At 42.9% G+C, this 15,393-nt stretch carries 12 protein-coding genes, 1 other RNA gene and 1 other annotated feature (1 of these 14 cut by a window edge); of the genes, 9 read left to right on the plus strand and 4 right to left on the minus strand.

Annotation, left to right across the window (positions count from 1 at the left end):
• Nucleotides 1-152, plus strand: a binding site (T-box leader) (it extends 67 nt beyond the left edge of the window).
• A 98-nt stretch (nucleotides 153-250) separates the two neighbouring features.
• From hisS to N1I87_RS05470, 4 genes are all read left to right on the plus strand, one after another.
• On the plus strand, nucleotides 251-1,516 hold the full coding sequence (hisS, locus tag N1I87_RS05455) for a histidine--tRNA ligase (RefSeq protein ID WP_341103285.1): 1,266 nt from the start codon (nucleotides 251-253) through the stop codon (nucleotides 1,514-1,516).
• A 104-nt stretch (nucleotides 1,517-1,620) separates the two neighbouring features.
• A complete protein-coding gene (aspS, locus tag N1I87_RS05460; protein ID WP_341100926.1) occupies nucleotides 1,621-3,396 on the plus strand; it encodes an aspartate--tRNA ligase in 1,776 nt (591 codons plus the stop codon).
• Between the two features lie 62 nt (nucleotides 3,397-3,458).
• Nucleotides 3,459-3,654, plus strand: a non-coding RNA gene (ssrS, locus tag N1I87_RS05465) — 6S RNA.
• A 237-nt stretch (nucleotides 3,655-3,891) separates the two neighbouring features.
• A complete protein-coding gene (locus tag N1I87_RS05470) occupies nucleotides 3,892-4,656 on the plus strand; it encodes a tRNA threonylcarbamoyladenosine dehydratase (RefSeq protein ID WP_003355475.1) in 765 nt (254 codons plus the stop codon).
• A gap of 249 nt (nucleotides 4,657-4,905) precedes the next feature.
• Here N1I87_RS05470 and N1I87_RS05475 read toward each other — a convergent pair whose 3' ends face one another.
• From N1I87_RS05475 to N1I87_RS05490, 4 genes are all read right to left on the minus strand, one after another.
• Nucleotides 4,906-6,102 (minus strand): MFS transporter, encoded by a 1,197-nt coding sequence (locus N1I87_RS05475; protein WP_341100928.1) that lies wholly within the window; start codon nucleotides 6,100-6,102, stop codon nucleotides 4,906-4,908.
• A gap of 248 nt (nucleotides 6,103-6,350) precedes the next feature.
• Nucleotides 6,351-7,532 (minus strand): IS701 family transposase, encoded by a 1,182-nt coding sequence (locus tag N1I87_RS05480; RefSeq protein WP_003353085.1) that lies wholly within the window; start codon nucleotides 7,530-7,532, stop codon nucleotides 6,351-6,353.
• Between the two features lie 477 nt (nucleotides 7,533-8,009).
• Nucleotides 8,010-9,266 carry a cation:dicarboxylate symporter family transporter gene (locus tag N1I87_RS05485; RefSeq protein WP_341100930.1) on the minus strand — a complete coding sequence of 419 codons (1,257 nt, stop codon included), beginning with the start codon at nucleotides 9,264-9,266 and terminating at the stop codon, nucleotides 8,010-8,012.
• A gap of 299 nt (nucleotides 9,267-9,565) precedes the next feature.
• On the minus strand, nucleotides 9,566-10,849 hold the full coding sequence (locus N1I87_RS05490) for a replication-associated recombination protein A (RefSeq protein ID WP_341100931.1): 1,284 nt from the start codon (nucleotides 10,847-10,849) through the stop codon (nucleotides 9,566-9,568).
• A gap of 189 nt (nucleotides 10,850-11,038) precedes the next feature.
• Here N1I87_RS05490 and N1I87_RS05495 point away from each other — a divergent pair, with 189 nt between their 5' ends.
• From N1I87_RS05495 to N1I87_RS05515, 5 genes are all read left to right on the plus strand, one after another.
• The gene (locus tag N1I87_RS05495; RefSeq protein WP_174521048.1) at nucleotides 11,039-11,713 is read left to right on the plus strand and encodes a YczE/YyaS/YitT family protein; all 675 of its coding nucleotides are present in this window, start codon (nucleotides 11,039-11,041) and stop codon (nucleotides 11,711-11,713) included.
• Complete coding sequence (gene cymR / locus N1I87_RS05500; protein ID WP_003355470.1) at nucleotides 11,697-12,116, plus strand: cysteine metabolism transcriptional regulator CymR; 420 nt, start codon at nucleotides 11,697-11,699, stop codon at nucleotides 12,114-12,116. Before N1I87_RS05495 ends, cymR begins: the two co-directional genes overlap by 17 nt.
• Before the next feature lie 16 nt (nucleotides 12,117-12,132).
• Nucleotides 12,133-13,278, plus strand: a complete 1,146-nt coding sequence (locus tag N1I87_RS05505) for a cysteine desulfurase family protein (protein WP_048623737.1) — start codon at nucleotides 12,133-12,135, stop codon at nucleotides 13,276-13,278.
• A gap of 18 nt (nucleotides 13,279-13,296) precedes the next feature.
• Complete coding sequence (mnmA, locus tag N1I87_RS05510) at nucleotides 13,297-14,412, plus strand: tRNA 2-thiouridine(34) synthase MnmA (RefSeq protein WP_327796934.1); 1,116 nt, start codon at nucleotides 13,297-13,299, stop codon at nucleotides 14,410-14,412.
• Nucleotides 14,413-14,631: 219 nt separating this feature from the next.
• Complete coding sequence (locus N1I87_RS05515; RefSeq protein WP_341100933.1) at nucleotides 14,632-15,285, plus strand: tetratricopeptide repeat protein; 654 nt, start codon at nucleotides 14,632-14,634, stop codon at nucleotides 15,283-15,285.
• The last annotated feature ends 108 nt before the right edge of the window (nucleotides 15,286-15,393 follow it).

A 15,393-nucleotide genomic window follows, 5' to 3' on the forward strand; every position in this document is an offset into this window, starting at 1 on the left:
GCGTTTCTGCATGGCTGTTTAACGAAAAACACTCCTTAGGTTTCCCTCTGAACTTTTAGTAGGAGGGAACGCAGATGGCGTTAACGGACAAAGTGGGAGCAATTTTCGCTCCAATTAGGGTGGTACCACGGGAATCTACTCTCGTCCCTTGTTTTGGCAAGCGCAAGCAAGGGGCGAGAGTTTTTTATTAGCCCGATGGGTTCATCCGTAAGAACTCATGTACATAGTGGTTAGGTACGAAGGAGGAGAAATCATGATACAAATTCCAAGAGGCACTCAGGATATCCTTCCGGGAACTGTAGAAAAATGGCAGTGGATTGAGCAAACGGCCAAAGAGGTTTGTCGGACTTATAATTATTCTGAAATTCGTACTCCGATTTTTGAACACACTGAGCTTTTTCAGCGCGGAGTCGGAGATACAACGGATATTGTGCAAAAAGAAATGTACACGTTTGAAGACAGGGGCGGACGCAGTCTGACGCTTAGACCGGAAGGAACCGCTTCTGTCGTCCGTTCTTATGTGGAAAATAAATTGTACGGAGATCCTAATCAGCCTGTTAAGCTGTTTTACACAGGGCCGATGTTTCGCTACGAACGTCCTCAGGCCGGACGTTTTCGCCAATTTGTCCAGTTTGGGGTTGAAGCGATTGGAAGCGAGGATCCGGCTATAGACGCTGAAGTCATTTCAGTTGTAATGACTATTTTCAAAAAGTTAGGTCTAAAAAATATTCAACTTGTCATAAATTCGTTGGGCGATAAAGAAAGTCGACTTGCTCATCGGGAAGCTCTTATTCAGCATTTCAAACCTCGGATCGGTGAATTTTGTGCTGATTGTCAAAATCGGCTGGACAAGAATCCGCTGAGGATTTTAGACTGCAAAAAAGATCGCGACCATGAATTGATGAATACGGCTCCATCGATATTGGATTATTTAACAGAACCTTCCAGAAAGTTTTTTGATAAAGTTCAATTTTATTTAAAGGAACTTGGAATTGAATTTATTGTAGATCCTACGCTTGTCCGCGGATTGGATTACTACCATCATACCGCTTTTGAAATTATGAGCAATGCTGAAGGATTCGGTGCCATTACGACTTTATGCGGCGGCGGACGATATAACGGACTTGTCCAAGACTTGGGAGGTCCGGAAATGCCGGGAATTGGCTTTGCATTCAGCATCGAACGACTTTTGCAGGCACTTGAAGCGGAAAAAGTCAAATTGCCTGTAGAACGAGGTCTCGATTGTTTTCTTGTTTCTTTAGGAGAGGAAGCAAAAGATTATTCCGTCAAGCTGTTGCAAGAGCTTCGCCATGCCGGAATTCGGGCCGATAAAGACTACCAAGATCGAAAAATGAAAGCTCAGTTGAAACAGGCGGACCGGTTAGGCGCTCGCTTTGCGGCGATTTTAGGTGAAGACGAATTAAAGAAACAGGTGGTCGTCCTAAAACAGATGGAAACAGGTGAGCAAAGAGAAGTTCCTATTGACCGGCTTGTTTCTGAATTAAAAGAAATATAAAGTACGAATCGATCTGTATATCGACCTCTCTGCAAAACAGAGGGGTAAATGCCAAGATCAATGAACCATTTCATCTATGTCTATCAATTGAGGAGGAGAAAAGATTGTTTGGAAGAACTCATTATTGTGGAGAAATTACAGACCAGCACATTGGTGAAGAGGTCGTTTTAAAAGGATGGGTGCAAAGAAGAAGAGATTTAGGCGGCTTGGTTTTTGTGGATCTGCGTGACCGGACGGGAATTGTCCAAGTGGTATTCAGCCCGGAAACATCAAAAGAAGCTTATGAAACAGCAGATAAAGTTCGAAACGAGTATGTTCTTGACATAAAAGGCAAAGTGGTGGCGCGCAGTCGTGAAACGATCAACCCCAATATTAAAACTGGGACCATTGAAATTCAGGCGAATGAAGTGACGATTTTAAGCGCAGCCAAAAATCCGCCGTTTACGATTGAAGACCGGACCGAAGTTTCGGAAGATGTGCGCTTGAAATACCGCTACTTGGATTTGCGTAGAAATACGATGTTTGAAACGTTTCAAATGCGTCACAACATTACAAAATCGGTTCGCAGTTTTCTTGATGAAGAAGGATTTATCGAGGTAGAAACGCCGATTTTGACAAAAAGCACACCGGAAGGAGCACGCGATTATTTAGTACCGAGCCGGGTGCATCCGGGAGAATTTTACGCACTTCCGCAATCTCCCCAAATTTTTAAACAGTTGTTAATGGTGTCGGGATTTGATCGCTACTATCAAATTGCTCGCTGTTTTCGAGATGAAGATTTGCGCGCTGACCGCCAACCGGAATTTACTCAAATCGATATCGAAGCAAGCTTTTTAAGTCAAGAAGATATTATGGACTTGACTGAACGAATGTTGAAACGATTAATGAAAGAAGTCAAAGGACTGGAAATCACCGAACCATTTCCGCGAATGACTTATGCAGAAGCAATGAGCCGCTATGGTTCCGACAAACCGGATACCCGCTTTGGCATGGAACTGATCGATGTCTCTGAAATTGTTAAAAATTCAAGTTTTAAAGTATTTGCCAATGCCGTAGCTCAAGGGGGGCAAGTAAAGTTAATTAACGCCAAAGGAGCTGCAGGCCAGTATTCCCGAAAAGATATCGATCAGCTGGCAGAATTTGCAGCGCGTTACGGTGCTAAAGGTCTCGCATGGCTAAAAGTAGAAGATGGAGAATTAAAAGGACCGATCGCCAAATTTTTCAGCGAAGAAGAACAAGATCAGCTGAAGAAAACGGCGGAAGCAGAGAGCGGCGATTTGCTTCTTTTCGTCGCAGATAAAAAATCGATTGTGGCCGATGCTCTCGGTGCTCTTCGTCTTAAACTTGGAAAAGAACTAGGTCTGATCGATGACAATCAATTTAATTTCTTATGGGTAACCGATTGGCCGCTCCTTGAGTATGACGAAGAAGACGGAAGATATTACGCTGCCCACCATCCGTTTACGATGCCTTTCAGAGAGGATTTGCCGTACCTTGAAAGCGAGCCTGAAAAAGTACGGGCCCAAGCATATGATATCGTTCTCAATGGCTATGAACTGGGCGGAGGTTCACTGCGGATTTTTGAGAAAGATATACAGGAGAGAATGTTTAAAGCGCTAAGTTTTACAAAAGAAGAAGCAGAGGAACAATTCGGCTTCCTGCTTGAAGCGTTTGAATATGGAACTCCGCCGCATGGAGGAATCGCATTAGGACTGGATCGGATCGTCATGCTTCTGGCTGGCCGGTCTAATCTGCGCGATACGATTGCCTTTCCGAAGACGGCCAGTGCAAGCTGCTTGTTGACGGATGCACCGGGGGAAGTTAGTCAAAGCCAACTGGAAGAGTTGCATTTGAGACTGTCTGTTGAAAAAAATGGGTAAAGATTATGTGTATTGAATGTTGATAAATCAAGAAGGCTATGTTAATATATCAGTAACGATTACGAGTCCTGATGTGTACGTTAGTAACCTATTCTGTTTTGACCGAACACTTAGATTTACGGGAGCCTGGAGTTTTTAAGTAGCGCAAATGCCTCTTTCTCTGGATGGAGGACTTGCAAAGCTTAAAACAGGGCACCCACCTGCCGAGAGCGGGTTCAAAACGTATAGATCTTTGACAACGGCACGATTGGGACTCGTACTTTTGTTTCCGTAGACTTAATAGCCCGAATAAACCATTTTGCTTTGATGAACAACCGCTGCATGCAGCGGTTGTTTTTGCGTATTGAATGAAAAGGCTTTCTTATCAGGCAGGTCATTCGACTATCCTCCATAAAAACGTCTATTGAATCCTTTCTATTAGATGCGGTAAGATAGTTTTTGGCGAAAAAACTGTCGAGCTTAGGCAACGGCTGATTACATAATAGGAGTGAGAATATGCTTCACCAATTTTCGAGAAATGAATTAGCGATTGGAAAAGAAGGGCTGGAAAAATTAGCAAACAGCACGGTTGCTGTACTAGGCGTTGGAGGAGTCGGTTCCTTTGCTGTTGAAGCGTTGGCACGTTCCGGAATTGGACGTATTGTAATGGTGGATAAAGATGTAGTGGATATAACGAATGTGAACCGGCAAATTCCCGCTTTGCTGTCCACGATCGGAAAAGCAAAGGTGGATGTGATGAAAGAAAGAATCGCGGATATAAATCCTGATTGTGAAGTCATCGCCTTAAAAATGTTTTATACGGAAGAAACGTATGAGCAATTCTTTGGCTATCGCCCTGATTTCGTCATTGACGCATCCGATACCATTACTTATAAAATTCATTTAATGAAAGAATGTTTGAAACGAGATATTCCCATCATTTCTAGCATGGGAGCCGCTAATAAGATGGATCCAACCCGATTTCGGATTGCCGATATATCCCAAACGCACACTGACCCGATTGCGAAAGTGGTTCGTACCCGATTGCGGAAAGAGGGGATCAAAAAAGGGGTCCCTGTTGTGTTTTCCGATGAAAGCCCCATCGTTATCCGCGAAGACGTCCGCAAAGTGGTCGGCAACGACGAAGCAAGTATTCGAAAAGCGAAAATGCCCCCATCTTCGAATGCGTTTGTTCCATCTGTATGCGGCCTGATTATGGCCTCTTACGTGGTTAGAAAGCTGCTAGAAGGAATAGAAATAGCACGGGTGCAAAACGGGTAAAAGCCGCCGGTACAGGCGGCTTTTTATTTTTAAGGCAAGCATTTCTTTTTTGAGCAGTAATCCATGAAAATAAAGGCAAAGAGAATGACACCTGTTTGCCATGCTGGTAAAGGTATGGAGAAACGACGTCATCGTTCATCATTTAGGCTGCCGTAATAAAACGATGATGTTCTTTCCAAGGATCATCGCTTTTTTTGGTACAGTGATGGATCGAAGCTTTCCCTCATCTAATCAGCTGCATTTTCGGCATTAAGCCAGTTCTTTCGCTTTTGTTTCCGTTCCCAATAGGGCGATGCTGACAACGCTGATGATAATCGCCGCACAAAAAATAGAGAAGATGGCGGAGATGGAAGTCTCGCTTCCAAGAAAGCCGATCAAAAGCGGACCGAGGATGCCTCCTATTCGTCCGAAAGAAGTGGCCATTCCAACCCCTGTACCGCGGATAGCCGTCGGGTATTGTTCCGGTGAATAAGCATAAAGTGCTCCCCAAGCGCCTAAGTTAAAGAAAGATAGTAAAATTCCATAAGTGATCAACAACGGCAAAGTTTCCGCATTTCCAAAAAGCCATGCGCTGATGGAAGTACCCAGCAAAAAGATCATTAAGACCCATTTACGGCCGATTCTGTCAATCAGCCAGGCAGCAGTGAAATAGCCGGGAAGCTGTGCAAGAGTCATAATCAGCACATAGCCGAAACTTTTAATTAAGCTGAATCCTTTCATGACCATAATGCTTGGGAGCCAAAGAAACATGCCGTAATAAGAAAACACGACGCAAAACCAGACGATCCATAGCATGATCGTTTTTCGAATATGCGGACGAGACCATACTTCTTTTATGTTTAGAATGAAAGAATGTTTTGTTTTTACCGATTGAAAACGGGCAGAATCGGGTAAATTCCAGCGTAAATACAGGGCGTACAGTGCCGGAATGGCTCCTAATAATAATGTCATTCTCCAACCGTATTCTGGAATAATAAAATAGGAGACGACAGCAGAAAGCAACCAGCCGCCTGCCCAGAAACTTTCCAAAAGAACAATGATTCTGCCACGATCTTTGGCTGGTACGCTTTCCGATACAAGTGTTGATGCAACGGGAAGTTCGCCCCCTAGGCCCATTCCGATAAAAAATCGGAAGAATAAAAATAAGACAAGAGTGCTTGTGAACGCCGATAATCCGCTCCCGATCGTAAAGAGAAGCAACGTGATCAGAAAGACCGGCTTTCTTCCGATTCTGTCAGCCAGCAAACCAAATAAAAAGGCGCCTGCTGCCATACCGATGGAGTTAACGCTTCCAATCCATCCCATTTCCTTGACCGACAAATTCCAATCTTTTTGCAGGGCGGCTTGGATAAACGACAGCATTCCGACATCCATGGCGTCAAACAGCCAAGCGAAACCGGCTATACCTAGGAGCTTGCGAGTGTTTTGTTTTAATGCGTCATTCATTGAAGATTTCCTCCTGTAATTACATATGTAAACAAATGTATTTACAACTAATTATACAGATAAAGGCTCATTGGAACAATCCTTTTCGTATTTTTTGAATCATCCTGCAAGGATTTATCAATTTTATTGTTAAAGAAAATATAATGAGATCAAGGAAAGGATAGGATCATTCATTATGTATGTAACTGTAGATGAGCATTTTTATTAACAATGATTACCATACGAAAAAGAGACAAACGGGGTACCCCTTATGCCACGTGGAGCTGTTTTTTCACGGCATCAATGGGAATATTTTGTTTTGCTGCACGATAAATGAACTCCACGAGGCTATGTCCTTTTCTCTTGCGCAGGAGATCGAGCCCATCCGAAACATCACTGTTCGACTCGAACATGCTGTACACATACGCAAGTTGCACCAAGATCCAATACCGTTTCACCGCCCGACGCCCGCGAACGCGGTATCCATCGAGTTTCAGCTGGTCTTTCGCTTGACGGAAAAAACATTCGATCGACCAACGCTCGGCATAGTAGCACAAGATGTCTTCATCGCTTAGCTCGCGATCGGTGCTCAAGACGCAATGAAGATGTTTCGGTGTCATCGGCTGATCGGCTTTCCATGCGAGCAGCACCACGGCATCCTTGAGACCGTTCAGAGCACCTTCGTAGCGATACACCCGATAACGCTCTTTTCCCACCGTGACGAGGCGGGTATCCCGTGGCTCCATAGATTTGGCAAATTCCTTTGCTTGAATGGCCGTCCCTTTTGGATAGAGAATCCGATTCGTCTTGAGCATCGCGATGACGTGGAACCCTTTTTTCAAGCAGGCTCCCACGAGGGTTTTCGATGGATACCAAGAGTCCATGAGCACATAAACGGGTCGACTCACATCCAACGAAGAAAGCATCTCGATCGCGAGTTCCCCTTTGCTTTTCCCCGCCGTCTTGTCGTAGAGGCGAAAGGCAAAAGGAAACGCTTGGGTCATCGTATGAACCATGAGCCAAACGAGAGAATGTCCCCAGATCGACTTTTTCTCTGCGTGAGAATAGTGCCAATCACACCCTTGAATGGCGTGTGTTGCCCGTGACGAGGGCTTCGTTTTTTGGCAAATCGTATCATCGATCGAAACAAAAATGGGTTGATTCTCTCGTTTCGAGCTGCGTTCGACACGATGAAGCACCCACTGCTGGAGTTTGCGAAGCAACGTCTCTTCTTCCCATGGGCTTTTCGTGAAAAAATGGCTGAGTGTCGTGCGATGGTTCGGATGAAAACTCCCGTGATGTAGATCGGTCAGTGTTCCCGAAAAGCCCTTTGTAATCATCGCATCCACGATATGAACGAGATGCTTCATGACAGGTTTTGAGAAATAAAGTGCCAACCCCAACATCGTCAAAAACTTGTGGATTCCTAGGTGATGTGCTAATCTATTCATGAGACATGAACCCCCTTGTGAGTAGTTGTGGCACATCTATTCTAACCAAGGAATCGGGTTCATGTCTTCTTTTTTGTTTGGTTGTAAATTTATGTTAGCGAATTTGCTCATCTACAGTATGTAATATGGACGTTGTTCTTTGGATTATTAGTCATTGGGACCATTTTAATATTGGTTGGGAAAATATGACGAGTGGTCAACAATTAACGAATGGCATTTTATTCGTTGCTTGGGTTGTCCGTACGAGGGGACTAAGTGCGGATGAACATTCCGTTGCATGTATCTTATTTTCTAAGAAGTCAATGTTGAATTTTTATCGAACAGTTCAAAACGAAGTGCTAGAGGGTCATGCCGAAGAAAAGAGGTAACGGAAAAGCTTTCTGAATTAGTGGAAAGCTGTGAAATGCAGATCAACACGTTTCTTGAAAAGAGATGAAAAAAGCTTGTCCACTAAATACGGACAAGCTTTTTATTTCTTTACGAGACTTCTTTCAAATATTCTTTTCCTTTTTCAGCATCGTATTGTCCAACCAATTTGGAAACGATAATAGAAGCAAGTGAATTTCCGATAACATTGACAACTGTACGTGCCATGTCCATAATTCGATCAATTCCAGCTATAAAGGCCAATCCTTCCACTGGTAAATGGGTGGTGCTCAGTGTCGCAAGCAACACAACGAATGAAACACCGGGAACCCCCGCAATTCCTTTGGAAGTGACCATAAGAACTAACACTAGGGAAATTTGTTCAGCAATTGAAAGATGAATGCCGTACATCTGGGCGATAAAAATGGCGGCTATTGATTGATAAAGAGTGGAGCCGTCCAAGTTGAAGGAATAACCGGTAGGAATGACAAAAGTGGTAATCCCTTTTGCACATCCGAATCGTTCCATTTTCTCCATTAACTTTGGCAGAACGGTTTCTGAACTGGAAGTGGAATAAGCAAGGATTAACTCGTTTTTTAGGATTTTAAAGATATGAAAGATATTAATGCCAAATAGTTTGGCAACTAATCCTAAAACGACCAGAATAAATAAGATCATGGTTCCGTAAACTGTTAATACAAGTTTACTTAGCGGAATTAAAGAACTTACTCCAAACTTCGATACGGTAATGCCGATAAGGGCAAAAACGCCAAACGGTGCAAACCTCATGACCATGTTTGTCACATTAAACATGACATCGGCAGTTGCTTGGAAAAATTTCAGTACAGGTTTTCCTTTTTCTCCGATCGCGGCAACTCCGAGCCCGAACATAACGGAGAAAAAGATAATGGCTAGCATATCACCGTTCGCCAATGCTTTAAATAAATTGTCAGGGACGATGTTGACAATGGTATCTGCAAATGAGTGAGAGGTTGCTTGTTCTGTGGTGCTTAAGTAACTTGAGATATCACCTTTATGAAGAGAGTGTATGTCTACGCCAACACCTGGTTTCACGACATTACCTACCAACAGCCCTAAAATGATTGCGATGGTGGTAATGATTTCAAAGTAAAGCAGTGTAATACCGCCCAATTTTCCCAATTGTTTGATGTCGCCAATACCAGCAACTCCGACGATGAGGCTGGAAACAACAATCGGGATTACAATCATTTTAATGAGTCTTATGAATATATCGCCGATAGGTTGTAGGAATCCTTGAACGGAGGAATTGCCATAAAAAATAACCCCGACGATAATTCCTAAGATTAGCCCAATAAATATTTGCCAAGCTAACCCAATTTTTTTCAAAAAAACCACTCCTTTCTCTCTATTCGACAAAATAACATAAAATGCGACGAATATCATTTTAATTTATTTTTTTGAAAAGAGTCAAGATTTTTGTAAAGAAAATAGTCTACTTTTTCTTTTTCTTTTTAGAAATCGCTCCATTTGATAAAAATTGGTAATGAAGAGATCATCACCGGCAAATTGATCCTCGTCAGTTGCGTTTGAAAAATAGCGGTATGACAAGTCGTAAACCTTTATGTCAATCATGAATATAAGGGGAATCTGCCGTTCGAGTGATCCTGACATCGTTTTATTTGGTTTTAAGAATGATCGTTTTGAAGTTTGGAAATATTTTCGTAAACGGATGCCAGCACCTTTTCGAATTTCCCGGTTGTTTTTGGGTGATAATAGACGGCATCTTTTAATGTGTCTGGCAAGTATTGTTGTTTTACCCAGCCGCTTTCATAGTCGTGCGGATATTTATAGCTGATTCCTCTTCCTAACGCTTTGGCTCCCTTGTAATGGGCATCTTTTAAATGGTCTGGAACATCTCCGCTTTTCCCTTTTCGAATGTCCGCTAAAGCCGAATCAATGGCCATGATGGCAGAATTGGATTTTGGAGACAAACAAAGTTCGATAACGGCTGCTGCCAAAGGAATTCTCGCCTCAGGTAAGCCTATTTTCTCTGCTGTTTGGACGGCGGCCAATGTTCGAACTCCAGCTTGAGGATTGGCAAGGCCGATATCTTCGTAAGCGATGACAAGAAGCCTTCTTGAAATGCTGGGAAGGTCGCCAGCTTCAATCAGCCTTCCTAAGTAATGAAGCGCGGCATTTACGTCGCTTCCTCGAATGGACTTTTGGAAAGCGCTGAGTACGTCGTAATGGGCATCTCCATCTTTATCATGAACAAAACTTTTCTTTTGCAGACATTCCTCTGCTATTTCAAGATTAATGTGGATCATACCGGTTTCATCCTCTTTTGTAGATAAGACAGCCAATTCGAGCGCGTTTAAAGAACTGCGAGCATCTCCGTTTGATCCATGCGCGAAATGGAGCAACGCGTCTTCGTCGATTTGAATGTTCCATTTTCCGAGTCCCCGTTTTTCATCATGAAGAGCTCTTTTCAACAATGAGAGAATCTGATCCGGGGTTAACGGCTTTAATTCGAATATTTGACAGCGGCTGCGAATAGCCGGATTAATCGAAAAGTATGGATTGTTGGTTGTAGCTCCGATTAATGTAATGATGCCATTTTCAAGATAAGGAAGAAGAAAGTCTTGCTTCCCTTTATCCAGACGATGTACTTCGTCTAAAAGCAGAATCACTTTTCCGGACATTTTCGCTTCCTCAGCGACAATTTCCATATCTTTCTTGTTATTGGTGACTGCATTCAGTTGTCGAAAAGCATATTGAGTACTGCCGGCAATCGCGGAAGCAATGGAAGTTTTGCCTATTCCGGGCGGCCCGTAAAGAATCATAGATGAAAGCTGTTTTGCTTCGACCATTCTTCTAATGATTTTTCCTTCTCCGACTAAGTGTTCTTGTCCGGCAATTTCATCAATGGTTCTCGGTCTCATTCGAAATGCTAACGGTTTTGTACTCATACTTCATCTCTCCAGATCTAAAGTTATATCGGTTTCCCGTTTTTAAAATGTCTTTTGTCTTTTAAACATCTTTGACAATAACTTACCATAGGAAAAGGCAAGTTCAACTGTATTCGCTTAGATTGTATGCTATAATGACAAAAGCTAATCTTTATTTGTTCTACGCGGGGGATCTAAAGGGGCGTTTATGTGAAAACAAAGGGGAATATCATCTTTCGATTAGTCGTTTTTATGACTGGTTTGCTTGTCATGTCTCTCGGCCTTGTGTTCATGATTCGATCGGATCTCGGAGCAACACCTTGGGACACGATGCATGTAGGATTATATTATAAACTAGGGTTAACGGTTGGGACTTGGTCAATACTTGTAGGGTTGGCTGTTTTAGCTTTATCTGCTTTACTGATGAAAGAGTGGCCTCAATTTGGCGCTTATTTAAATATGCTTCTTGTTGGCATATTCATGGATATGTATTTAAGTCTGCCTTTTATCGTAACACCCCACAGCTTTTTAGGAAAGCTGTGCATGTTTCTGCTCGGCATCATCATCAATGGATACGGAATGGGTATTTACATTTCTGCCCAAATTGGAGCCGGACCTCGAGATAGTTTAATGATTGCCGTTACTTCGAAAACTGGATGGAAAGTTTCCCACGTTCGAAGGGGAATGGAAGTAATCGTTCTCATAATGGGCTTTCTTTTGGGAGGACCTGTACATGTCGGAACCATTTTATTTAGTCTGTTCATGGGTACGATTGTAGGCATAACACTTCCACAATGTCAAAAAATCACTGATTACTTTATCCATAAAATGCAAAAATCAAAAAATGAATTGAATAGAGGTGCAAAATATGAAAATTTCCACTAAAGGCCGATACGGCTTGACGATTATGATTGAGTTAGCCAAGAAATACGGAGAGGGACCGACCCCCTTGCGCTCCATTGCAAAAACGCATGATTTATCCGAGCATTACTTAGAGCAGCTAGTCGCTCCACTAAGAAATGCTGGTTTGGTCAAAAGCATCCGCGGAGCATACGGAGGTTATGTACTTGCCAGAGACCCTTCCAAAATTACAGCAGGTGATATTATCCGTGTATTGGAAGGTCCGATTAGCCCGGTGGAAGGAATCGAAGATGAAGATCCTCCAAAACGAGAGTTATGGATGCGCATTCGAGATGCTGTGAAGGACGTTCTTGAGAGCACAACATTGGAGGACTTAGCGAATTATACCGATCGAGGCGAATCGGATGCCTATATGTTTTACATTTAAGGAGGAATTTCTCAAAATGGAACGCATTTATCTGGATCATGCAGCAACAAGTCCTGTTCACCCGGAAGTGATCCAAGTCTTAACCGAAACCATGCAAAATCATTATGGAAACCCGTCCAGCATCCATTACTTTGGCCGCGACGCTCGTCAAGTAGTGGATCAAGCTAGAGAATTCATTGCGAAAAGCATTCATGCCAACTTTGATGAAATTATTTTTACAAGCGGTGGGACTGAAGCGGATAATCTGGCGTTAATTGGTGTGGCCAGAGGCATGGCGGATAAAGGCAAACATATCATCACGACAGCCGTTGAACATCATGCTGTTTTGCATACATGTGAATTTTTGGAGAAAGAAGGATTTGAAGTTACTTATTTACCGGTGGATGAAACCGGCCGTATTTCTGTGGAAGAGTTGAAGAAGGCTTTGCGGGACGATACGATCCTTGTTTCGATCATGTTCGCCAACAATGAAGTTGGTACGCTGCAGCCGATCCGGGAAGTTGGAGAGTTGTTAACGAATCATCAAGCTGTTTTTCATACGGATGCAGTTCAAGCATACGGATTGGCAGACATCGATGTGCAAGACCTTCATATCGATTTATTGTCTGTCTCCAGTCATAAAATTAATGGACCGAAAGGAGTAGGCTTCCTGTATGTTAGGGACGGTGTTCGCTTAATTCCAACGGTTCACGGTGGGGAACAGGAAAGAAAACGGCGGGCAGGAACGGAAAATGTCGCATCGATTGCTGCTTTTGCTAAAGCAGTGGAAATTTCCCAAAAGACAAAGCCGGAAAAATATGCTTTTTACCATAAATTGAAGCAATTGCTCATCGAAACGCTGAAAAAAGAAGGAGTCGATTTTTCAATCAACGGAACGCTTGAACAGTCTCTTCCACATGTAGTAAACTTGAGTTTTCCTGGCACGAATGTGGAAGCGATGCTTGTGAACTTGGATTTAGAAGGGATAGCAGCTTCCAGTGGATCTGCATGCACAGCTGGGTCTGTGGATCCTTCTCATGTTCTCCGAGCTATGTTCGGAAGCCAATCTGACCGTTTGACCAACTCCATCCGATTTAGCTTCGGCATTAATAATACAGAAGATCAAATTCTTCAAGCGGCGGCTATTATTTCAAAGATAGTAAAAAGATTGACAAAGCAGTGAGGGAAGTGGACAAGCAGAATGAAAAAATCACCGAAAGATACCCGTGTCGTCGTCGGCATGTCCGGCGGAGTAGATTCATCTGTAGCCGCTCTTTTGCTAAAGGAGCAAGGGTATGATGTAATTGGCATTTTTATGAAGAATTGGGATGACACAGATGAAAATGGCGTTTGTACAGCCACGGAGGACTATAATGATGTCGTTCGCGTTTGCAACCAAATCGGCATACCTTATTATGCGGTAAATTTTGAAAAACAATATTGGGATAAAGTTTTTACGTATTTTTTGGATGAATACAAGGCGGGCCGCACTCCTAATCCGGATGTCATGTGCAATAAAGAAATTAAATTTAAGGCCTTTTTGGATCATGCCATGAATCTTGGTGCGGACTATGTGGCCACCGGACATTACGCTCAAGTTGAAGAACGGGGCGGAGAAGTAAAACTTTTGCGAGGAAAAGATTCGAATAAAGATCAAACGTATTTCCTCAATCAATTGCAGCAATTCCAGCTCGAAAAGGTAATGTTTCCCATCGGACATTTAGAGAAAAAGCAAGTAAGGGAAATCGCACAGGAAGCAGGGCTTGCTACAGCGAAGAAAAAAGACAGCACCGGAATCTGCTTTATTGGGGAGCGGAATTTTAAAGAGTTTTTAAGCCAGTATTTGCCCGCTCAGCCCGGTAAAATGGAAACGCTGGATGGAAAAGTGATGGGAGAACATGATGGATTAATGTATTATACCATCGGACAACGCCATGGCCTTGGAATTGGTGGTTCAGGTGAACCGTGGTTTGTCGTAGGAAAAGATGTGAAACGCAATGTTCTATATGTAGGACAAGGCTTCCACAATGATGCCCTATACTCAGATTCGATTATTGCGACAAACGTCGGCTGGGTATCGGATCGCGAAAAACCGCAGCAATTTACCTGTACGGCTAAATTCCGCTATCGTCAACCAGATACGAAGGTAACAGTCCAATTGCTTTCGAACGGTCGCGCCAGCGTCGTGTTTGACGAACCCGTACGAGCTGTGACCCCGGGACAAGCGGTTGTTTTTTACAACGGTGAGGAATGTTTGGGCGGCGGAACCATTGACCAAGTGTTTAAAAACGGCAATCGTTTGTCGTATGTCGGGTAATAGGAATCCAAATCGCTTCAAAATAAACCAAAGATTTACCGCCGTTTTCAAGTGATCATCTAGAATCAGTCGATTTATCAGGGTTTGACCTAATCGGGCTGCACGATATATAAACTTATTATATATTGTGTCGGAAGGTCTAACCCTTTCTTTTTGTAAATGAAAATGGGATCTCCAAATATGATATACTTCCTATTAGAACAAATCAGAGGTGTCATGATGGACAAAAATGCAAAAGGAATTGAATATTTGCAAGCAGGAAAAGTCGAAGAAGCATTGAAGATGTTTACAGAACATATCGAAGAGAATCCGCAAGATCCCGCTGCCTATATTAATTTTGGAAACGTTCTAGTTTCTGTGGGCGAGATGCGCAAAGCGGAAAATTTTTTTCAAAAAGCCATTGAGGTGGACGGCAATGCGGCCGCTGCTTATTATGCACTCGGCAGCCTTTATTATAATGAAAATCGTTTTGAAGATGCGGTCGGCTGTTTTGAAAAAGCGATTCAAAAAGGAATGCAAGATGAAGACAGCTATTTTATGGCCGGGATGTGTTTTGTCCAACTGGAACAAAACAAACTCGCTTTGCCTTATCTACAACGGGCAGCCGAATTGAATCCGAACGACAGCGAAGCTCTTTTTCAATACGGACTTTCTTTGGCAAAGCTAAACGTTTATGAAGAAGCGATTCGACAGTTTGAAAAAGTCATTCAGCTCAATCCTAATCATGCCGACGCTTATTATAATTTAGGAGTTGCTTATGCCGGCTATCGAGACGACCGGGAGCAAGCTAAAAAAATGTTTCAAAAAGCGCTTGAGCTGCAAGAAGATCATCTTCTTGCCGGCTACGGTTTAAAGATGCTGGAAAAAATCTAATGAAATTTTCATCTTCTGTGAAACTTTTTCCGATCGCTGGTTGGTGGAACGAATCGTCCTTTAAGGAGAGTTTCCCGTTTTCTTTCCAATTTCGAGATGAAGGGAATC

The organism is Bacillus sp. FSL W8-0102 (assembly GCF_038007225.1).
In the GTDB taxonomy this organism is placed as follows: domain Bacteria; phylum Bacillota; class Bacilli; order Bacillales; family DSM-4216; genus Bacillus_O; species Bacillus_O smithii.